This window comes from Acidobacteriota bacterium (genome assembly GCA_003225175.1).
GTDB lineage: Bacteria > Acidobacteriota > Terriglobia > Terriglobales > Acidobacteriaceae > Gp1-AA112.
Map to the genome: position 1 here is coordinate 23,005 of QIBA01000048.1, position 20,432 is coordinate 43,436.

The 20,432-nt window shown below is 55.3% G+C and carries 20 protein-coding genes; 5 read left to right on the forward strand and 15 right to left on the reverse strand.

The features are described from left to right. Nucleotides 1–19: 19 nt before the first annotated feature. Together DMG62_12960 and DMG62_12965 are read right to left on the reverse strand one after the other, a co-directional pair. Complete coding sequence (locus DMG62_12960) at nt 20–1,468, reverse strand: hypothetical protein (GenBank protein ID PYY22512.1); 1,449 nt, start codon at nt 1,466–1,468, stop codon at nt 20–22. Beyond that, nucleotides 1,465–1,848 carry a MarR family transcriptional regulator gene (locus DMG62_12965; GenBank protein ID PYY22513.1) on the reverse strand — a complete coding sequence of 128 codons (384 nt, stop codon included), beginning with the start codon at nt 1,846–1,848 and terminating at the stop codon, nt 1,465–1,467. The genes DMG62_12960 and DMG62_12965 overlap by 4 nt, the downstream gene beginning before the upstream one ends. Nucleotides 1,849–2,244: 396 nt before the next feature. Between DMG62_12965 and glmU the strand changes: the two genes are divergently transcribed. Continuing rightward, nucleotides 2,245–3,642, forward strand: a complete 1,398-nt coding sequence (glmU, locus tag DMG62_12970) for a UDP-N-acetylglucosamine diphosphorylase/glucosamine-1-phosphate N-acetyltransferase (GenBank protein PYY22514.1) — start codon at nt 2,245–2,247, stop codon at nt 3,640–3,642. Between the two features lie 34 nt (nt 3,643–3,676). On the opposite strand, the gene DMG62_12975 is transcribed toward glmU, so the two are convergent. Then, the gene (locus tag DMG62_12975) at nt 3,677–4,192 is read right to left on the reverse strand and encodes a hypothetical protein (protein PYY22515.1); all 516 of its coding nucleotides are present in this window, start codon (nt 4,190–4,192) and stop codon (nt 3,677–3,679) included. Between the two features lie 548 nt (nt 4,193–4,740). On the opposite strand from DMG62_12975, the gene DMG62_12980 reads away from it, so the two are divergent. The 3 genes from DMG62_12980 (at nt 4,741) to DMG62_12990 (ending at nt 6,778) form a co-directional block, all read left to right on the forward strand. Beyond that, the gene (locus tag DMG62_12980) at nt 4,741–5,847 is read left to right on the forward strand and encodes a two-component system response regulator (GenBank protein ID PYY22516.1); all 1,107 of its coding nucleotides are present in this window, start codon (nt 4,741–4,743) and stop codon (nt 5,845–5,847) included. A 74-nt stretch (nt 5,848–5,921) separates the two neighbouring features. Then, nucleotides 5,922–6,392 (forward strand): transporter, encoded by a 471-nt coding sequence (locus tag DMG62_12985; protein PYY22517.1) that lies wholly within the window; start codon nt 5,922–5,924, stop codon nt 6,390–6,392. Next, a complete protein-coding gene (locus DMG62_12990; GenBank protein PYY22518.1) occupies nt 6,389–6,778 on the forward strand; it encodes a hypothetical protein in 390 nt (129 codons plus the stop codon). Before DMG62_12985 ends, DMG62_12990 begins: the two co-directional genes overlap by 4 nt. Before the next feature lie 41 nt (nt 6,779–6,819). Here the strand turns inward: DMG62_12990 and DMG62_12995 are convergent, their stop codons facing one another. From DMG62_12995 to DMG62_13020, 6 genes are all read right to left on the reverse strand, one after another. Further along, nucleotides 6,820–8,238, reverse strand: a complete 1,419-nt coding sequence (locus tag DMG62_12995) for a carotene 7,8-desaturase (GenBank protein ID PYY22519.1) — start codon at nt 8,236–8,238, stop codon at nt 6,820–6,822. Nucleotides 8,239–8,405: 167 nt separating this feature from the next. Continuing rightward, entirely contained in the window at nt 8,406–9,356 is a 951-nt protein-coding gene (locus DMG62_13000) for a farnesyl-diphosphate farnesyltransferase (protein PYY22520.1), read from the reverse strand. Then, nucleotides 9,353–10,303 carry a squalene synthase HpnC gene (hpnC, locus tag DMG62_13005; GenBank protein PYY22521.1) on the reverse strand — a complete coding sequence of 317 codons (951 nt, stop codon included), beginning with the start codon at nt 10,301–10,303 and terminating at the stop codon, nt 9,353–9,355. The genes DMG62_13000 and hpnC overlap by 4 nt, the downstream gene beginning before the upstream one ends. A 6-nt stretch (nt 10,304–10,309) precedes the next feature. Beyond that, nucleotides 10,310–11,350 (reverse strand): alcohol dehydrogenase, encoded by a 1,041-nt coding sequence (locus DMG62_13010; GenBank protein ID PYY22552.1) that lies wholly within the window; start codon nt 11,348–11,350, stop codon nt 10,310–10,312. 43 nt (nt 11,351–11,393) lie between these two features. Further along, the gene (locus DMG62_13015) at nt 11,394–12,512 is read right to left on the reverse strand and encodes a Zn-dependent alcohol dehydrogenase (GenBank protein ID PYY22522.1); all 1,119 of its coding nucleotides are present in this window, start codon (nt 12,510–12,512) and stop codon (nt 11,394–11,396) included. 350 nt (nt 12,513–12,862) lie between these two features. After that, the gene (locus tag DMG62_13020; protein ID PYY22523.1) at nt 12,863–13,087 is read right to left on the reverse strand and encodes a hypothetical protein; all 225 of its coding nucleotides are present in this window, start codon (nt 13,085–13,087) and stop codon (nt 12,863–12,865) included. Here DMG62_13020 and DMG62_13025 point away from each other — a divergent pair. Further along, nucleotides 13,086–13,310 (forward strand): hypothetical protein, encoded by a 225-nt coding sequence (locus tag DMG62_13025; GenBank protein ID PYY22524.1) that lies wholly within the window; start codon nt 13,086–13,088, stop codon nt 13,308–13,310. The genes DMG62_13020 and DMG62_13025 overlap by 2 nt on opposite strands. 69 nt (nt 13,311–13,379) lie before the next feature. On the opposite strand, the gene DMG62_13030 is transcribed toward DMG62_13025, so the two are convergent. From DMG62_13030 to DMG62_13055, 6 genes are read right to left on the reverse strand one after another with little or no spacing between them, the layout of a single operon-like run. Beyond that, complete coding sequence (locus tag DMG62_13030) at nt 13,380–14,237, reverse strand: hypothetical protein (protein ID PYY22525.1); 858 nt, start codon at nt 14,235–14,237, stop codon at nt 13,380–13,382. Further along, the gene (locus tag DMG62_13035) at nt 14,234–15,277 is read right to left on the reverse strand and encodes an ABC transporter ATP-binding protein (protein PYY22526.1); all 1,044 of its coding nucleotides are present in this window, start codon (nt 15,275–15,277) and stop codon (nt 14,234–14,236) included. Before DMG62_13035 ends, DMG62_13030 begins: the two co-directional genes overlap by 4 nt. After that, nucleotides 15,274–16,164: a hypothetical protein gene (locus tag DMG62_13040; GenBank protein PYY22527.1), complete on the reverse strand. Its 891-nt coding sequence runs from the start codon at nt 16,162–16,164 to the stop codon at nt 15,274–15,276. The genes DMG62_13035 and DMG62_13040 overlap by 4 nt, the downstream gene beginning before the upstream one ends. Continuing rightward, entirely contained in the window at nt 16,151–17,089 is a 939-nt protein-coding gene (locus DMG62_13045; GenBank protein ID PYY22528.1) for an ABC transporter ATP-binding protein, read from the reverse strand. Before DMG62_13045 ends, DMG62_13040 begins: the two co-directional genes overlap by 14 nt. 8 nt (nt 17,090–17,097) lie before the next feature. Further along, entirely contained in the window at nt 17,098–19,737 is a 2,640-nt protein-coding gene (locus DMG62_13050) for a hypothetical protein (GenBank protein ID PYY22529.1), read from the reverse strand. After that, entirely contained in the window at nt 19,734–20,420 is a 687-nt protein-coding gene (locus DMG62_13055) for a hypothetical protein (protein ID PYY22530.1), read from the reverse strand. The genes DMG62_13050 and DMG62_13055 overlap by 4 nt, the downstream gene beginning before the upstream one ends. Between the last annotated feature and the right edge of the window lie 12 nt (nt 20,421–20,432).

Here is a 20,432-nt window from a genome sequence, read left to right on the forward strand (position 1 = left end):
ATATGTTGAAAAAAAAGCCCTAAATCGACTTGGAGCCGTTTCCGTTTTGGGCTTGATTCAGTGTTTGCTGCACGGTTAAAACTTGCCACGACCTGACGCTTACGAAGCAATTCCCGTATTCATCGCAAATCACGGTCTGCATTACTAGCAGCAGAGTGGGCACTATCGCCGCTTGATTCGCAGTCATTTGTTCTTGGTTCCAGTTTGCACGTGCAAGCCTGAGCGATGGCTTTAGCTTCGCGTTCGTCTCAATATCATTCGTGAGCACACTTTTTGTTAGTGCTGAATTGATTAGCGCTGCATTTCTGGAACCTCTCGCACCTCGAGTTCGCAGCTCCGCTTTCCGGAGAGCCGGATGCAAAAGACCTTCCCCCATGCTGGTTTCAATTTGGGCCGACGTCGACACGATTGCAGCGATCGATTGTGCGACGTTGGCTACCGCAGGATGATTTTGTGCAATGGTCGCTGGAGCCGCATCGCTGAACACGACGATCGCAGGCATACGCGGCATTTCGATCAGAAAAGCCAGGGTCAATGTCGCAAAAGTCGCTAGGACTGGCTTGCATACTTGGGTTCCTGCCGGTCGGTTCTGATCGAGAATCCGTGTGAGACGCGCAGTAGTCTCGCGAATCCGGCTGACCGCCGCAACGGCAACCGCAAATGGGCGCCGTCCCACGCTTTTTTCCGCAACAGAGACCAGGCATTTGGCGTAGCCGCGAGCATCACAGGTTTTCGCAACGACCAGGTCATCACAGGCAGCCTCGCGTTCCAACGCAAGTCGCGAATCGATCCACCACACCGCAGGATGAAAGAAGAGCAGAGCCTGCAAGATTTTTTGTGCGAGATTGGTCCAATCGTCCCGGCGGCGAAGATGCCCGAGTTCGTGCAGCAGAATTGAGTTGAGTTCGTCGGCCGAAAGTTCTCTCATCGCCCACGAAGGAAGCAGGATCGCGGGTCGAAAGAAGCCGAGCGCTGTTGGTACTGACACGTCATCGGAAATGCAAAGCGCGACAGGCCGGTTCGCAGTCTCGGCGAGGTTCAAGTTCAATGTCGGATCCGACTTAAGCAGCGCACGAGCTGCTGATCCAGAAGCAACGCTCTCGGCCAGTTCTACGCTACGGCGACGGATTCTATGAACGCGCCACAGTCCTGCGGCGATCCTGATGAGTCCAATTCCAGCGCCGACCATCCAAAGACCAAAAAGGGCGAGAGCCCATCGGCTTGGAATAGCGATGCCTTCAGCCGACTGAACTCCCGTGACATGACCACTGACAAAGCAGGAGGCGATAGGGAGAAAGGCAACTGCCACGAGGGTTAGAAAGCAAACCGCAAATCTAGTGCTGGAAGTGCGGAAAGCTCGAATCACCACAGCAGTCAGCGCGGCCAGGAGGAGCCCTGCGGCTAGTCCTGATATCAGGCGTCCGCCGACGACTTGAGCAGCGGATTGAATTGCTGAAAGCACGCTCATTTGCGCTCGCTCGCCTCTAAGATTTGCCGCAGCTGCTTGATCTCCTCAGCGTTGAGTTCCTGCTCTTGCAGAAGATTCAAGAGAAGAGAGTGATGAGAATTACCGAAGAACCGGCTGACTAGATGTCGCACCTCCGACCTGCTCGCCTCGTCACGCGCGATTACTGGGCGATAAATGTGCGCACGACCATCCTTGGTGTGCTTCAAATAGCCCTTGTTTTCTAATATGCGGATCGTGGTGAGAACCGAGTTGTAAGCCAGGTCGTAGTCCGTGGCGAGCCAGTCGAGCACCTGCTGTACTGTGGCTGGCCCCTTACTCCAGAGCACGTTCATTAACCGCAGCTCCGCTTGTGTCAGGGTTTCGGACTGCTTGCGCGGCATCCTTCTCCTCTGCTTGATTAGACGACTAGGCAGAAAAAAAGTAACTAATTATTTAGTTGCTAATCTGGATGGCTTTTCCATGTGAGTGTCAGCGGACACTGGGCAGAGGAGTTGTGCGGCTGAGACTGCTCGAGATATTCCCTGTGCATGCCCGAAAAATGTTTTTCGAGGCCCCGAAGGGGGGTAACGTGCTTTGCTTACCGGTGCGTGCGAGCAAAATGCCCGACGATCACTGTTAACTCCCTGGCTATAAACAAGATTTACAGAATTCGACGACTTCGGTGCAATTTTCGAAAACGTCCCCTGCATTTTTCCGTGTTCTTGCTCTCTCTCACTTTCAGAGTCGGTAAGTGCCGCAATACTGAGCACGAACAGTAAACCTTGTACCATTGCTCCATGCCATCACAGGACTTTGCGATCGCGATTATGGCGGCGGGAAAAGGGACTCGTTTGAAATCAAAGCGTCCCAAAGTTTTGCACGAGGTTGGAGGCAAGCCACTGGTCGCGCATGTGATTCGCTCGGCAGCGGAGGTTGTGCCCCCGCCGAACATCTACGTAATCATTGGATACGAAGCGGAGAGCGTTCGTTCAGCGGTCGCCCACACGGGAGTGAATTTCGTGCTTCAAGCTGAGCAACGCGGCACAGGACACGCAATCCAGACAGCTCAGCGAGAGCTGGCTCGGCACGCACACTTCCTGGTGTTGTCAGGAGATGCGCCACTGATTCATCCGGAAACGATTCGGCGCATTCGTGATTTTCATATCGAAGAAGATGCGGCGATGACCATTCTTACCGCGGCGCCCGCGGATCCCACTGGTTATGGACGCGTGTTGCGCGAGGGCTCAACAAACCGGGTCGCGGCAATTGTGGAGCAGAAGTCCCTTCGGCCGGAACAGTCGAATATCGGGGAGATCAATTCGGGATTCTACGCATTCAGTTCTAAGCCGTTGTTCGCCCACATCCATCGCCTTCAGACGAACAATCCTCACGGCGAATACTACCTCACCGATATGGCCGCTCTTTTGGTAGCCGAGGGCCAGAAGGTCATGGCCATTCGCGCGCATGATCCGGATGAGGTTTTGGGCGGCAACACGATCGCAGAACTCGCGGGTCTCGACGCAAACATGCGCATGCGCAAGGCCCGTCAACTGATGAGCGAAGGCGTAACGATTTTCAAGCCTGAAACGTGCGTGATTGACGAAGAAGTACGCGTTGCTCCGGACGCTACGATCGAGCCTTTTGTACAGCTACGCTCCAATACCGTAGTCGGCGAGGGTAGCCGGATACGCTCGTATTCAGTGATCACGAATTCGCAGATTGGAAAGAATGTAAATGTGCTCCCGGGCTGCGTCTTCGACGACAGTTCAGTCGCTGATGGCGCAATCGTCGGTCCCTACTCCCGATTACGTCCGGGAAGCGAGATTGGTGAAGGTGCGCATGTGGGGAACTTCGTCGAGATGAAGAAGGTGCGCCTCGGCCGCGGCTCGAAAGCCAATCACCTCACCTACCTGGGAGATGCGGAAGTCGGCGCCGGCGTAAATGTTGGCGCGGGCACCATCATTTGCAATTACGATGGAGTAAGCAAGCACAAGACTGTCATCGAAGATGGAGTTTTTGTAGGCAGCGACTCTACTCTCGTCGCTCCGGTGAAGATCGGACATGGAGCATACATTGGCGCTGCGTCGTGCATCACCGCTGAAGTACCCGCAGACTCATTGGCTATCGCCCGCGGAACGCAGGTGGTGAAAGAAGGTTGGGCTAAGAGAAAGAGAGAAGAACGCCAAAAGAAGTGAATCCTGCCTATTCCCCTCCAACCTTATAGGGATATTAGTTTGCCAGAATTTCTCGCAGCTTCAGTCGAGCCTGGAACAACCCGGCTTTTGATTCGGTTTCCGTGATCCCAATGGTTCTCGCGATGCGTGCATGATCGTAGTTCTCGACGTCGTGCATGAGGAAGATGAGCCTCTCGGTGGATGGGAGTTGGACAACCGCATTCTCCAGATCAGCCCTTCTTGTATTTCGACGAACCTGGCTCACCTGCTCTGTCGGTTTGCATTGAATCGTAAGATTCCCAATAGGCGTGAGTTCACGCAGCTCAGTCACCAGCGCCCGGTCGATTGTTTCCGCTTCCGGCTTTGAGCTTGTCGCAAAAGCGCGGCAAAAAGTGCTAGTCATGACGTCTTCGGCAGTGAGCTCGTTTGCCGTCATGTAGAAGGCCAGTGAATACACGCGGTGACGATTGCCTTCGAAAACATCTTTATAACGATCTACAGAAGCCTGTTCGGCATGCTGAACGATGGGGAGAAAAGTCGCCAATTGGATTCCGTCCACCAGACTCGACATTCAGGGGTCCTTTTCTTGCGTTGCTCAGTCTTTCGAGTGGCGATTGCTGACGTTCTGCCATTACCGTTGCAGTTAGCTCTCCAATTCTTTGTAGCTGGACGGTGCTGGCCGGAGGCAGCTCAGGAATAACGGGAACACGCCCAAGCATCGGCCAAAATCCTGCCCAAACGAAGGATTTTCCGGCATTTCGAGGCCTCAGGTAATCGCGGGAGGAATCTATCGAACTCCGGAAGGAACTTATCTGGGAGTTTTCCACAGGAACTACAAAGCTCATAGTTGGTATCTGGATACCAATCTTTCCCAAAAAGCTTGCTTTGAAGCTCGTGTAATCCTTACATAGGATTATCCCGGTAATCTGCGTCTGGATAGGACGGCCATATCCACGGTTTCGAAGCTTCTCCTCTCTTGTAAAGCTAATGAGGTGGAGGTGTCCCTTGGGACTCAACAAAGTTACTTCCGGTAGTGTCCTAGAGAAAAGCCCAAGAGTTGAAAAGCATTCCTACGTTTAGAATGTGAGGGCTCTCACCAACAAGTAAACCAACCACTCGATGACATCCGAACGAATCCTGGTCGTTGACGACGAAGAGGCGATACGCGAGATCGTCACGTCCATGCTGCAAAATGCTGGGTACACGGCCATGCAGGCAGCGTCTGGAAAGCAGGCGTTGGAAGTCTTGGGCTCAGGAGAAGAATTCCAGCTCATGCTCTCCGACCTGATGATGGCCGAGATGGATGGCATTGCGCTGCTCGACCGCGTTCAGGATTGTTATCCGGATATGCCGGCAATAATGGTGACGGCAGTCCACGACATTTCCGTGGCTTTGGCAGCGATCCGGAATGGCGCGTATGACTATCTGCTGAAGCCGTTTGAGCGTGAGCAGCTCCTCGCTATGGTAAGGCGCGCGTTGGAGCATCGTAAGCTGCGCCTCGAGAACCGCTCCTATCAATCCAATCTGGAATCGCTGGTCGCCGCCCGTACCGAGCAACTCCGCCAAACAATGGCCGACCTCGAGCGTTCCTACGACATTACACTCGAAGCTCTCGGCGACGCTCTCGATCTCAAAGACGCCGAAACTGAGGGACACTCCAAGCGCGTAACCGCCTTCACCATTGCTATGGCGCGAGCGATGGGAATGTCCGGCGACAAGATCCGCGTAATTGCGCGCGGCGCTTTCCTGCACGACATCGGAAAGATGGCTATTCCCGACGCCATTCTTCGTAAGCCCGGAGCGCTCACCGAGCAGGAAGTAATGATTATGCGTGAGCATTGCGCGCGCGGATATCACATGCTGAAGAAGATTCCGTTCCTCACCGAGGCGGCAGAGATCGTCTACGCGCATCAGGAACGCTACGAGGGGTCCGGCTACCCGCGTGGCCTTGTGGGCGATGAAATTCCAATTGGCGCTCGTCTGTTTGCGGTTGCAGACACTTTAGACGCCATCACCTCTGATCGGCCGTATCGCGCAGCGCAGCCTATTCAGGCAGCGCGCGAAGAAATCAAGCGTTTTTCCGGATCGCAGTTCGACCCCAAGGTCGTCGAGATTTTCTTGGGAATGCCCGACTCGATCTGGGAAGACTTACGCCGCGAGATTAACTCCCACGCACGCAAATATGCCTATCCATCCAAATTTGCCCAGTCCCACAGCCTGAGCTAACTCGAGGTCTACGGCTGTTTTCGGCAGGTGGTTCACATTCTCCTACAGATCCTTTAGCCCTGTACTCTTAAGAAATGCAAGAGACGGAACAGACTTCCTCCATGAGCCAGCACGTACATAGCATGAGCTTGCTGCGTTACTCTTTGCTGGCCCTCATTGTCCTCGCCAGCACATTCGGCGATGTTTACCTCGCCAAAGGCATGAAGCAGATTGGTGAGATCTCTCCCAGTCGCTGGCACGATTTGCTATTTGCACCTCTGAATCCGACCGTAGCCTTCGGCATCGTGCTGTTGATGATTTTTTATCTTTCCTATCTGGCATCTCTATCATGGGCTGACCTCTCGTACATCATGCCGGCAACGACATTTGGATATGTTCTTACGGCACTACTTGCTCATTTCATGCTGGGTGAACACATCCCCCTGACTCGCTGGATCGGGATTTTCATGATCACGGTTGGCGTCGGGTTCGTTACCGGCGGGCCGTCGCTCACGGTAACGCCCACACCAGAAGGCCCTACTCTTCACCTCGAGGTCCACTCATGAGGCATCTTGGCGTCGTCGCCACGTGGCTCATGATTTTTCTGCTAGTTGGACTGAACTCCGCCGGAGATATGTCGACCGCGAGAGCAATGAGACGTGTTGGTGACTTCGGCGAATTGCGTCGGAAATTCGGAATCTTGGGCGTCGCTCGCGCCGTGCTTACCGAGCCATGGTTCTATATCGGCTTATCCATTATGGCGCTCAGCTTCTTCAGTTTGCTCACGGCTTTGTCGCTGATTGATTTGAGCATCGTGATTCCCGCTTCAGCGTCACTGACGTTTCTATCGAACCTGGTGGGAGCGAAGTTCTTCCTCAAAGAGCATGTCAGTCGCCGAAGGTGGATCTCGGGGTTGCTGGTACTCGGCGGAATTATGCTGCTAAGGACTTGAGCGGTTACGTGAGTCCGCTGATCACGAGTGTCTGCTGAAGCTCATCCGAAAAGCCGCATTAGGCCTGAAGCTCCCAGATCGGGAACAAGAACCCTAGTGCTTTGTCCAGTCTCTCTCATCAGTTCCTCCGCCGCCCTGTAGCCACTCCTCACTGCCCCCTCCATCGTTGCAGGCCATCCGGTAGCGGTCCAGTCGCCAGCGAGGAGGATTCGTGGCCAGGGCGTTCGCGAACATGGACGGTTCGAATCCGATCCTGGTTGCGCAGAATAAGTCGCATGAACTTCCTTCACGACCGTGGCTTTCAACAGCTGGGCGTCGCGAACAACGGGAAAGAACTCGGCCAACTCGCGAAGGCCTAGATCAACGATCTCCTGCCGTCCCATCGTCACAAGCGATTTGGACGAACTAACCACCAACTCAACATAGCTGCCCTCTTGTTCAGGTCCTTGACGCTGAGGCTGGAGCTTCGACTTTTGGAACATCCACTGGATTGTCCGGTCGAGCAGCACGGCATGAGGAAGTTCCGTAATCTCGCGATCAAACCACAAGTGAATACCAGTGATCGGAGAGCTTTCCAGCTTTGCAATTTGCGCATGTAGATGAGCACTCGCTTCAGCTGATCCGTTTTGGGAGGGCAAGAGCTTACCCAGGGCATTGTGCGGAACAGCTAGCACAACGAAATCGAAGCGTTCCGCCGCTCCAGTGGGCTGGAGGACTACGCTGTCCTGTTCTGAAATTAATCCTTCTACACTAGTCCGCAGATGCACCTTTCCGTCTCTTCGCTCCATGTAAGCAATAGCCTCGCTGTACAGATCGGAAAGCGGAACAGTAGGTACGCCCATTCTTCCGGCTTCGGCAGATTTCAGAAACGATTCACGAAAAACCTGAGCGCCATAGCGAACGGAAATCCGATCCAAGTCCTCGTTAATAGCGCTCACCAGTATTGCCTTCCAGAAGCGGTCGATCGCCTTTGGCGTCTGACGATGCTCTCGTAGCCAATCAGCGAAGCTCTTCGAGCTGTCATCCGGAAGCGGGCCCATCAATGCCAGCATGGCGCGCGAGATCCCGATCTTGTCAGGCCAAGACAGAGATGAGGCTCGTAGGAAAGATAGCGAAGCATGGAAAGGCGCCGGCAATCCTGATGGACTAATCTCTGACCGCCGGCCGCCCGGCTGAATGAACGTGAGTCGATCGAACCACTGGATCTTATCGGAGACTCTGATACGTCCGTAAAAGTCAAGCAGGTTTGTGCAGCATCCGAGTAACACATGCTGACAGTTGTCCACAGTCTCGCCGGTTCCTGGGTGTTCATAGGAGGAAGCTCGGCCGCCAACGAAAGGTCTGCGCTCAAATACGGTGACTCGGAATCCGGAGTCGACCAAGGCGCAGCCGGCGGCGAGTCCGGCAATGCCTCCACCTACGATTCCGACTGTCGTTTGTTGTTTGTCCTTGTTATTCAAAGTTATGCGGAACAAACGTGCATCCGGCCGCGCTCGGGTGGGTGTTCATGACTGAGCGATGAGTCGCCGGTATCCTTTTGAAACTTTGCATCACCAGATCATCAATTTGGCGATTCACGAAAAACTCAAACCGGCCGAGGGCGGCTCGGATCCCAGGTTTGCTGCCCTCAGATTCTGTCGAATATAGATTTGATGATACCGCGCGTGAGAATTCCCGTCTTTTCCGTCCCACTGAGCCGCACTCGTCCATGCAAAACATCGTAGTTCTTCTCGGCGATGCGTTCGAGTAAGCGCTTATAAATGCTAACCATTACCCAAAGAGCAGATCGGCTGTCTTCATGAATGAGCGGGATCAGTTCGTTCGCCGATGCGTAGTAGTCGTGGGCACGTTGCGCTTGAAATTCGAGCAGCGGCCATAACCGCGATTGCTCGAGCCGTGCGCCTTTGTCCCGAAGGAAATCGTCTACCGTCAAACCAAAGCGGTGCAGATCCTCTTCAGGGAGGTACACGCGTCCCACAGCTGCGTCTTCTTTCACATCGCGGATGATGTTCGTGAGTTGAAACGCAACGCCGCAACGCTCCGCCAGTTCTTCGGCGCGAGGGTCTTCATATTGGTACACACGGATGCAGACCAATCCAACTACCGAAGCTACGTAGTAGCAATAGTCATAGAGCTCCGCAAAGGTTCGGTGCACGCGAATAGGGAATGCTGCGACCGCAGTGTTGCCTTCGAAGTTGGAAGAGGCATCGCTCTCATCAATCGGACTCTGCAGATCCATGCTGGTTCCCTGCACCAGCTGATCCAGCAACGCCGGAGGAATGCGGTACTTCTTCTGCGCATCGGCCAGAGCGACAAATATCGGATCACTACTGGGCGTTCCAGCCTGGATCTTGTGCCATTCTTCCAGCCAGTGTTGTAATCGTTGGCGCCGCTCGAGTACAGGGACCCGTTCATCATCACTGATGTCGTCTGCGTGCCGCATGAACGCGTATACGGCAGAGAGAGCATTTCGTTTTACCGAAGGCAGCGCGAGAAAGGAGTAGTAAAAATTACGAGCCCGGCGACGTGCGATGCCGCGGCAAACTGCGTATGCAGTTGTGAGTTGAGAAGCGCTCACAGGCGATTCCACAGAGCCTGCGCGGCGGCGCTCGCCACAAGCGCGAGCTGGCGTGGTTTGGAGATCACGGGACGCGCGCGCAGCACGTCATAATCCCGCCGCTCGATGCAGTTCAGAATTTCTTCTCCGCCACGCGTGAAAAGTTCGATATCGATCGCCAGCTCACGCTCAACCATTGCAATCAAAGCTCGTCCCCTCTGAAACCACTCACGCGCCCGCTCTACTTCGAAGCGCATAAGTTCGCCGAACGCAGCAGAAAAGCGCCTTTGAGCAATGTCGCTCTCCTGCACACCAAAGCGAATGAGGTCTTCGAGCGGCAAATAGATACGTCCTTTGGCGTAATCGACAGAGACGTCCTGCCAGAAGTTTGCGAGCTGCAGTGCAGTGCAAGTGAAATCAGAGAGCTCATGCCTCTCCCGATCGGAATATCCGCAGGCGTACAGCACCAGCCTGCCAACCGGATTGGCGGAGTTCACGCAATAACCTAAAACATCGTCGAAGGTTCGATAGCGCGTGAAAGTTTGATCCTGGCGAAACGCTTTCAACAGATCTGCAAAGGGGTCGCGGGGAATACTGCAACTGAGAATGGTCGGACGCAGCGCCACAAATACCGGATGCCGCGGAACACCAGCATAGCAAGCATCTAACTCCTCCTCCCACTCATTCAGCAGGATCAGCGACTGCTGCGGGTCACCGACTTCATCTCCCAGATCGTCAGAAATCCGGCAATATGCGTAGATTCCGTAGAAGTGCGGCCGCAGCTTTGCCGGCAAGAACCAGGTCGCCACACTGAAATTTTCGTAGTGGCTCCTGGCCAGGCGCTCGCAATAAGCTCGTGCCTCTTCGAGCGACGGAGCCGTTTCGGGAATTGCATATTCAGGAGGGAGGGCAGCCCAACCCTTAGCCGATTCGCTGGAGGCAACCGAAACTTGTGTACGCGACGACATCCGCGATCAGTTCCGGCCCGGGATGATGGCGGTCTTGATTTGTCCGCTGCGATCCACCATTTTGCGTAGCACTTCTTTCAAGTGGGAAAGCGGAGCCTCGCCGGTAACGTAATCGGCGCTCTGAATCTTGTTCTGTGTAATTAGGGCGAACGCTTTGCGCACCATCTCGGGAGTATGATGGAACGTAGCTTTCAGAGTGATCTGAGAATAGTGGAGTCGTTGTGTATCAAGTTCCAGTTTGGTACCGCTGGCGCATCCTCCGAAGAAGTTGACCGTGCCGCCTTTGCGTACCATATCCACAGCCCATTGCCACGCCTGCGGGCGTCCCACGGCTTCAATTACAACGTCCGCTCCGCGCTTCTTAGGCGTGAGGGCACGGACAGCACTGATAGGATCAGCGACGGCAGTGATCTGCACCGTCTCGTCGGCACCGAAGCGACGGGCGTCCTTCACTTGCTCATCGCGCTTTACTACGGCGATTACTCGCAATCCGCTGAGTTTTGCGACCTGCATGAACATCAGTCCGATCGGTCCTGCCCCAATAATTACGACGCTATCGCCTTTCTCCGCATGAGTCTCATTCAATCCGTGCAGTACGCAAGCGAGCGGCTCACACATCGCAGCCGCCTCAAAGCTGACCTTGTCTGGGATGCGCAGCATGTTGCCGGCGACAATTCGACGAGGCACCTTGATGTATTCCGCGTACGCGCCGTTGTTGAAGAGAAGGTCTTCGCAAAGATTCGGCTGCTTCTTCAAGCAGAAGAAGCACACGCCGCAAGGAGCTGAATTCAGGGCGACGACGCGCATTCCGCGCCGGAACTCCTTCACGCCCGCTCCTACTTCCTCGATGGTTCCAGCGAGCTCGTGTCCAAAGAGAGCTGGAGGCTGGATCATGCGTGCATGATAGCCGCGCTGAAAGACCTTTAGATCGGTGCCGCAGGTGAGGGCAACCTGCACCTTGATAAGAACCTCCCCTGGGTCCAGGCGGGGAATCGGCACCTTCTCGATCTTTATGTCCTCTTTGCCGTAGAGGACCGCGGCTTTCATGGTTCCGTTCAAGCTCTGCTTTCTTCGCTCCTGACCGAAAACATCACTGCGCAACCGTCGTTAGTCCAGGCTGAATCACGATCTTCATGGAATCCGGCTTAGGATTTGCGGCGAGATGCAGCGCCTCCACCGCTCCGCGCAGCGGAAAACGGTGTGAAATCAGGCTTTCCAGATCGATCTCACGATTGAAAACAAGTCGCGCACTCTCATCCTGCAGCTCAACGGACGCGCTATACGAACCCAAGAGCGTCTTCTCATCGACACAGATCGCTGCCGGATCAATGCTCGCTTCGCCTCGCGCTGTCTGGGCAAAGAGCATCACCCGCCCCCCATATCGGACCGAATCCATGGCGGTAGGAATCAGGCTGTTGCCGCCCACTGCCAGCAGCACCGCATCAGCGCCGCGCCCCTCGGTCAATGTGCGTACCTCCTGGACCAGGTCTCCCGTGGAGGCGTCAATCGTTTCCAAAAGCTGATGGGCCTTGGATATTGTAAGCCGCTGCTCGTACAAATCGGAAACAATCACCCGGGCGCCCGCCCGCAGTGCCAAAGACGCCAAAATGATGCCAATCGGCCCTTGGCCTATCACTAGCACAGTTTCCCCAGGTTCCAGCCGCAGGGCTTCGACTCCCTTAAGACATGTGTTGACCGGCTCAACAAAGATAGCCTGCTCGAAAGAGACTCCGTCGGGAATCTTCACCAGACCACACTGCACGATCCAATCCATGACCCGGACGTACTCGGAAAATCCGCCGCCGGAAGGCTCGAATCCGGCGGTACAACCAACCTTCTTATAAACCGGACATTGCGCAAATACTTTTCGTTCACAGTAAAAGCACTCGCCGCAAGGAATGTGGTGGAAGACCATGACGCGATCACCAACTGAGAATTCCTCCACCTCGGTGCCGATTGCGGCAATCACACCTGACGTTTCATGTCCGAAGATCCGTGGAGCGGAATGGGAACCAGTATGAATCTTTTTGAGATCGGTGCCGCATATGCCGCAAGTGTGCACCCGAATCAGCACCTCTCCCGTGCCAATCTCTGGCACCGGGACGGTCTCGACGCGAACGTCATTGATGCCACGATAAACAGCGGCTTGCATGTGGGTAGGAATTGCACATTGCTCCCGAAGGTGGGAAGGATGCGTGAGCGTAGCCATGCGTGACTAGCTCAATTGTAAATGGCATGAGCAAAACTACCCGTTGTACCGCTTTTGGAGATTCGTTTCGGAAGTCACTCGTGGCCTTAAGTCGCTGGGACTGAGCTCACAAGCGGAGCGATTGCAGGGAGGGGCATCGGCTTCAGCAGTGCCATTCTGAGGCGCAATCAGTACTCTCGGCTTTAGCCACTGAGCTTTCCCTTACGAGAGCCGATACCGAGCAAGCCGCATTCCAACTCTCCGCAATCACGTCTGACCTCAGAGGCTAAAGCCAGACGACTTAGCGGTTCCTAAACGGCACGGCTGAAGCCGATGCCCCTCATACCTCCGGTCTCACGACGGAAGAGTGGCTACGACGCCTCCTGCTTGTGCAGATCCCGCTGGGTCACACGGTCACCCTGGGGCGCCATCTTGGGCGGCTGAATCAATGCGCGCTGTGCCTGGACGACCTTGTGCACAACGCCTTCGCTTAGTCCGAAGCGTCGAGCGATATCAGGTGGACGTACGCCCATCTCGCGCAGTTTGAAAATCTTCTGCTTCTCGATGTCTGTGAGTCGGAAAATCGCCTTGATCATGAGCGCCGACATTGTGCATACAGCACCGGAACTTGTGCAGTGGGGCGGAATCTGGGGAGTAAACAGTGGTTCTTTCTTTGTTGATTCCGAACTGCCGGTGTGTGGCGGTGAGGAATCCCTACGGACTACTACTGTGCCTTCGCTATGCGAAGCTTTCCTGCTGCTACTGGTCCACATCGCCGCATTTGGAGGACGCAGACTCTGGCTTCTCGAATCAGATTGAGAGCATGGAAGTGGTGGGGATTCCTCATCGCCAAAAAAACCGGCGCTTCGGAATGACAAGATGCCGCGATCACTCCGCGACGTAGCTGATCTCGAGCTTGCGGACTAGCTTACAGGCAAGCAGGAGAACGAATGCGGCGAGAATGATCGGCCCAAGGATGGCTGCGACGGTACCCACTGGCTGGCTTACAACCGTGAACAGAGCCAACAAGCCCTCCCCGGGAATCGAGACGGGGCAGAGTTGCTTCAGGTAATAAGTGATGCTGAAGCGTTGCACGATGGAAGGCAATACCGGTGTGAAGGTCTCCCATCCCAGTACGAGAATCGCGGGAATGACCGGATTCTTGAACAGCAGACTGAGCGCCAAGAACACCGATCCGTATCCGATGCATGCCAGAACCGTGACACCGAGATATGCCAGCAGTTGTCCCATTCCGGGACCATTGAAGATGTAGTACTGCCCCGCATCTCCGAAGCGCAGGTACATCATCGCGAACGAAGCGAAAACGCCCAATCCAAACAGCGTGACTGACGTGACCAGTCCTCCGACGAACTTGCCGAGCAACAGTACTTCGCGTTTCACTGGCGCAAGGAAGTAGTAATGCAGACTCTTTTCGATGATCTCGCCGCGAAATAGCCAGGTGAAGATACCCAGGCAGCCAAAGAAGATTCCCAGCCGCAGATAGAAAAATTGAAAGATGCCGGCAAGCACTTCAGTATCTTCGCGCATGGAGCCAGAGTGACGATCGATAATCGCGTGAAGTGTGATGATTACAACCGGCGCAAATGCCAACAAATAGATCCAGATGCCGCGACGCGACAGGAAATTCTTGCGCAGATCCATGCGCAGGACTGCGGCGATTTGCCGCGTCCACAGCTCCCAGGGCTGTTCAGCTAATGTAGTACGCAGTCGCGCGAGGCGTGTCATATGGTCTTGTTCTCCGAGCCGATCAGATACTGATACACGGAGTTCACGTCATCATCGGCAGGCGCTACCGTGTCTAGAGAGAGCTTCTCTTTCACGACCAATTGGTTTAACAAGAGATAAAAAGCGTCAGCATCCCGAGTGCGGACGAGCACGCCTTTGCCATCGTCGATTAGTTTGGCTTCTACAACGTGGTCCTGAGCGAAAACCCGTGACGCAAGCAGATTCGGATCGGAGCAGCGAATCAGTATCTGCATCGGGTGCTCTTTCACTTCCGTGCGCACGGTATGAATCTGGCCTTCGGCCACAACGTAGCCGCTGCTCATCAGGATGACCTGGTCAGACATCTTGTCGACTTCGTGCAAGATGTGGCTGGAGATGATTACGTGCAACCCTTGCTTGCCCAGCGCCTGGAATAGTTCCAGGGACTCGGCGCGCGCCATGGGATCGAGGCCGTTCAGTGGCTCGTCGAGCACAAGCACCGTGGGATGGTGCGCGATGGCCTGCGCTAACCGAATTCGCTGGCGCATGCCCTTGCTGTATCCCGCAACCTTTCTTAGCGCCGGCTCAGTCATGCCGACGCGTTCCATGGCCTCTTGGCTAAGCCGAACCGCCTCGCGATCGTCAAGCCCCTGCAGGCGTAGGGTGTTGTAGATGAACGAGAATCCCGTGACCCCTTTCGGGAACGAGTCGAACTGCGCGCAATATCCGACGCGACGAAACAGCTCTTCTGGCCGAGTCGGAGAAATCCCAAGCACGCTGACACGACCTTCGGTTGGATGGATGAGCCCGGTCATCAGGTTCATCAAGGTCGTCTTGCCCGAGCCGTTCGGGCCGACAAGGCCGGTGACTCCCGGCGGAATCGACAGGTTCACTCGGTTTACACCCAGGACCTCGCCGTAGAACTTGGAGACGTTCTCGAGAATGATTCGATCTTGTCCATTCGCGTCGGAATGGCGAGGAACGGAAGCAGAAACGACATTCGACGTTCTGTCTTCCCTGTCCCCTGTAACCTGTACCCTGTCCCCTAAACTCGCGCTCATCCTCGTACCACCTCTCGCGCCTTGAGCCGTCGATTCAGCAGGAATAACGATAAGCCGCAAGTCCCGGCAACGGAGCACCACGCTGCCCATTGTGGGATGCCCAGCATATTGAAAGTCTGAGCCGTTGATACCGGCACGCGAAACAATCCGACCCAGATCAATTTGACGGCATAGAGGACATCAAGCATGTGTCCCCAATTTGTTCCCAGAGTGAAATTGATAGCAGCTCCGAAGCCGGGCCCGACGAAGAAGAATGCGAGCATGAGAGCGCTGGCGGCAACTCGCCATTTGAGCCATGTAGATGCGGCTAGCGCTACCAGCCCGACAATGGCTATCCACATCCATGACGCAAGCAGAATCGAGCCGAGCATCCAAAAGTGTGACCAAATCCAGCCGTTGCCTTCCATTCCACCGTTCAAAAAGAAGAGAAGGAGCGTAGGAATCCAAGTAACGGCTGATACCAGGCTCGCGATCACCAGGAATTTTCCGAGAACGTACTCCGTACGTGAGATCGGACGGCCCAGGATCAAAGGGAGCGCATTGTTTGCCAAATCAGAGGCGATCAACTGCGGTCCTTGCCAAGTAATCAGCAGGAACGAAAGCCAGGACTGTATTCCCAAAAATGCAAGAAAGAAATAATTATTGATTTGCGCAGTGTTCGGACCGGGACCGCGCACCTGCAATAGCGCCCGCAACGTAGCGCTATGAGCGAAGTAGATTCCCGCCACGGCGATCAGGAACGGAACGAAGCTAAGAACAAACGCTCCGGTAAACGGACGGGAATCAAACAATCCGGAAAAGCCGTAACGTGTGAGCACGAGAAAGCGCCATCGATCCGAGGTAGTGCCTCCTTCGTATGGCTTATAGCTGCGCTTATAGACTGCCATTGCGCGCTCCCACTTCCTGCATTGCTTTGAGGAAGATATCTTCAAGCGAATCGCGGCGGTAATTCATCCGGCGGATCTGCACATCGCGTTGAGCGGCGATCTGGTATAGCTCGCGAATCTCAATTGTCTCGGGTAAAACGACTTTCATTCTTCCCTTCCCGAACAAGGCACACTCGCAGCCGAGCTGCTGTACGGCGTCAGCAAAAGAATTGTCCTCGCCGTTCGTCTCCAGCTCCAGAAATTTGCGATTCAGTCGACGTTCCTCTTCGAGATTACAGATGCCTGCGATGTTGCCGTCGCGCAGAATGATGACCTCGTCGCAGCATTCGTCGACATCGCGCAGAAGATGCGATGAGATCACGACATGCATATTGCCGGCATCGCGAATCTCGCGGATGAGCTGGATCATGCGATTGCGCGCCGGCGGATCCAGACCATTTGTCGGCTCGTCGAGGAACACTAATCGCGGACCATGCGCAATCGCCTGTGCCAGCTTCGCAAGCTGCTTCATGCCAAGCGAGTACGTCCCGACTTTGCGATAGCGCACCTCACCCAGCCCAACATAGAAGAGCGCCTCATGTGCACGTTCGAGAGCATGCGTCGAGGGTAAACCCGATAGCTCCGCCATGTAACGGACGAAACGCACGCCGGTCAGGTTGGAGATGAAGGCATCGCTCTCCGGCATGTAACCGATCAATCCCCGAAGTTCGCGGCTGTGCTCGCCGATGTCCTTTCCAAAAATCCGCGCGGTACCCCGTGCCGGAGGATAGAACCCAAGCAGCGTGTTCAGCAGCGTCGACTTGCCCGATCCATTAGGACCGAGCAAGCCAATGCAGCGTCCGTGAAGTTCGCCCTTGAGTTGCTTCAGAACAGAGCGCGAGCCGAAGCGAACTTCCAGGCCATCGAGTTCTATAACGGGAGCCATGCTTTCCTTTACGGAGTCACCCCCTTCGGAGTTCCCGATTTGAGCTGTTGGAGCAACGAGGAGATCGCCAGCGACTTCAGATCGAGTCCGAGACTCTTGCTGTTGCTGGCAAGTTCAATCTGGCTTTCGTCGCCGTACGCACAAATAACGGATGGTTCGCTGTTCTGGGCCAGAGTCTGCATGGACTGCAACTGCGACGGCGAGAGCTGCTTCGCAATCGGTCCGATCGCCGGAGCAAGGTTCTGGTATATCAACCCAGAGACGTTCACGTGTTGATCCCTTGGGAACAGAGCTTTGAATTTCTCCGACTGCGCGATGCTGTTGCTGTCTCTATTTGCGCGAGTGTGAATTGCTTCCGCCACCAATTCCTCACTCGGACCAGCCACGAGGTATCCGTCGGAGAACGCGTAATGGACCTCGACCGGAAACACCGCATCGAGCGACCGGACTGAATAATAAGTTCGCTGACGTGACTGATGTTCTTCGAGCTTCAGCCCCTGACGATTGTTTTTCGCTGCTTCAAGGTTGAAATCCTCGACAAGGCGGCCAAGGCTGTATTGAAGCTTGCTTGGATCGTAAACCTCGACAACCAGCTTCCACGAAGGAGTCGGGAGTAGCGGACCATCCAGCGCTAATGCACCTTCACCTCCAAGAGAAGCGGCGAGATCGTTGCGAATATCGAGATTGAGTTCCGCCTGATGTCGCTGCCAGGAGTCTCCCGCCTGCGGATCTGCCTTGGTGATGACCTGTAAGAGATCGTCCACCATCAATGCAGGACTCTTCGAGACAAACGCACCCACCGCTGCGGCGTTTGGCGTGATGAAGTCGAGCGCACCAATCGGCGCCGGCGCGGCCAGCCATGAAGCTACACCAGTACGCGCGCCACTGAAGCTCAGCTCCGCCGTGTTGGACGCCTTGCCGTCATAATCCTTGCGTTGCGCAATCAGGTACTTTGCATTCGCAAAGCCGCTGCTTTCCAGCATTCCTTCATGACGATCAACTTGTGCCGCTACAGCATGATCGGCCCTCATCTGCTCCAGATTGACCGCGATCAATAGTCCCGCGCCGGAGGAATATTCGGAGGCAATGCGCTTCCCAAAACCACTCTGCGCGAAACCGGAAGCTTCTCCAGCAGACCAGCGTCTATTTAGATCCGCCAGGGTCGAGATATTAGGCGATGCTGCGACGAACTTCGCAGTGATTAGGACATACAGATCGCGGTCGCTACCTTGGCTTACAGCACCGAGATCCTGCGGAGACACCAGATGAATTTTGTCTGGAGAGTCGCTCTTCGCAATTTGGCCGGCAAGATACTCTTGCAATCCAGACTTCGCGATCTCAGCCATCGCAACTACGTTGGCGTGTTGTCCTGTAACTGTTGATGCGCTGAAGACGATTTCGTCACCAAGGAACGTGCTGAGGCCATGAATTATGTCGATTACGCGACTGAAATCGGGACTGTTCTGCGCGCTACCCGGTCCGCGCTGCTGCCACCATTCCCGCAGCAGGGCACTTTGCGAGAGCTGCTGCTGGAACAGTTGATTCGCCTGCTGCAGCGCTTCTCCGTAATTGGGAACGCCGGCATAGACCACGGTACCGTCAACAACAAAATTGAGGAGATGAGATTCGTAGCGAAGATCGGGCAGCTTGATGCTCTGCAACTTCTTCTCAAGCTTCGAGAACTCGGCAAGTAAGGCAAGATACTTGTCACGGTCCTGACTCCAGGAGATCTCATCTCGAACTGGGACCTCTCCCATGCTCGTGCTGGTCGTAACCTGATCGCCGGCCTGGAGCACGGCGTCTCCAGCAGCCTGGGCAACGTGCACGGTGCCTTCAATGACAGAGACTCGTGATCCCTTGATGCCGGAGTTCACTGAGAAAATCGTGCCTGTGACGGCGACGCGCGCGTCTGCGGTCTTCACATAAAGATGTCCGGTACGGCGCTTCGCTGCCTGCACAATAACGATGCCTCGGCCAAGATTTACAGTCGTACTTCTCCAGCCGAGCGAGACGTAGAGTTCACTGCGTCCATTCATCTCGACCAGCGAACCATCGCGCAAGCGCAACATGGCCCGCGAGCCAGAGGCGGTGCGAACAGTCTCGCCTTCGCCAAATTGCTCTCCGCTTTTAGCTTGATGCTCGCCCGTGGCATCTACGCGATACAGAACTCCATTCACCGACTCAAGCGCAGCGCGATATCCCGAAGGCGCCAGAATTCCGCTTCGTCCAATCGCAATGCCCAGTACAGCGGCAACCAGAACGCCGGCGGCAACCGCGTACTGACCAAAGCTCCAATGCCTTGGACGCATTACGGAATTTGCCCGCCATGGCAGAACGCTCTCGGCACCCTTATTTGTCTTGGCATGCACGCGGCACACAGCGCATTCGCGCAGGTGATCTGCAACCAGCATGGCGCGCGCCGGACTTAGCCGATGTGCTTCGAAGTCAGCGAGCAAGCTTTGGACATCGGCGCAGCCCTCGATGCGACTTAGCGGAGCAACCGTCGCCTCGATGCCGACGGCCAGGCTGATCCTCTGCCATGCGTTCGCGGTCGCAGTATCAATAGTCTGAGTATCGGGCTGATCGTCGCGAACTGCGGCGATCGCCTTATCAAGAATGAAATTCGGATTGTTATGATTGCCTTTCATTCGTTGCCTTCCATATAGGCACGGAAGTCTTTCTTCAGCAGAGAGCGGGTACGGTGGAGGGTGACTGCTACGGTTGCCCTGGACGTCTTGAGAATCTTTGCGATCTCGCTGTTGTCGCGTCCTTCGATGTAGCGCAGGACGAACATCTCAGCAGATCGTGTTCCCAATTTAGGCATCGCCTGACGCAGCCAGCGCCGTAACTCCAGCGGACTGTATTCACCTTCGCCGCGCGACGCCAGCTCCAAAGGACGCGATACTTCTGCATCCTCCAGTGGCATGTTTTGCGCGTCGCGGCGCAGGCGAATCATATCGAGAGCGGCGTTTACCGCGGCTCGATGAAGATATCCGCCGATGTTCTGGATATCGTCAACGATGTCGCCAAGTTCACGGCGCGCGAGTTTCAAAAAGACGCTTTGAACTACGTCCTCAGAATCGCTCACGCTGCCGGTAACGCGATACGCCGCCCGAAACACGCGTTCTTTATGCTCTACAAACACGCGCTCTAGCGACACACGTTCCAGCACACTCGGATCTGCTTGCGCAGGTCGCGCGCCCGTCAGACTTCTGTCAACTGCCGCTGGCAATACTGCCTCCACGTGGCCTGCTCCTCTGCCGGTCCCGCGTGCCGCCCTTGAGTCGACAAGCAGGTTTCCGTGCACTTGGGAGACGGGGCTAAGCGGGATTAATTAACAACC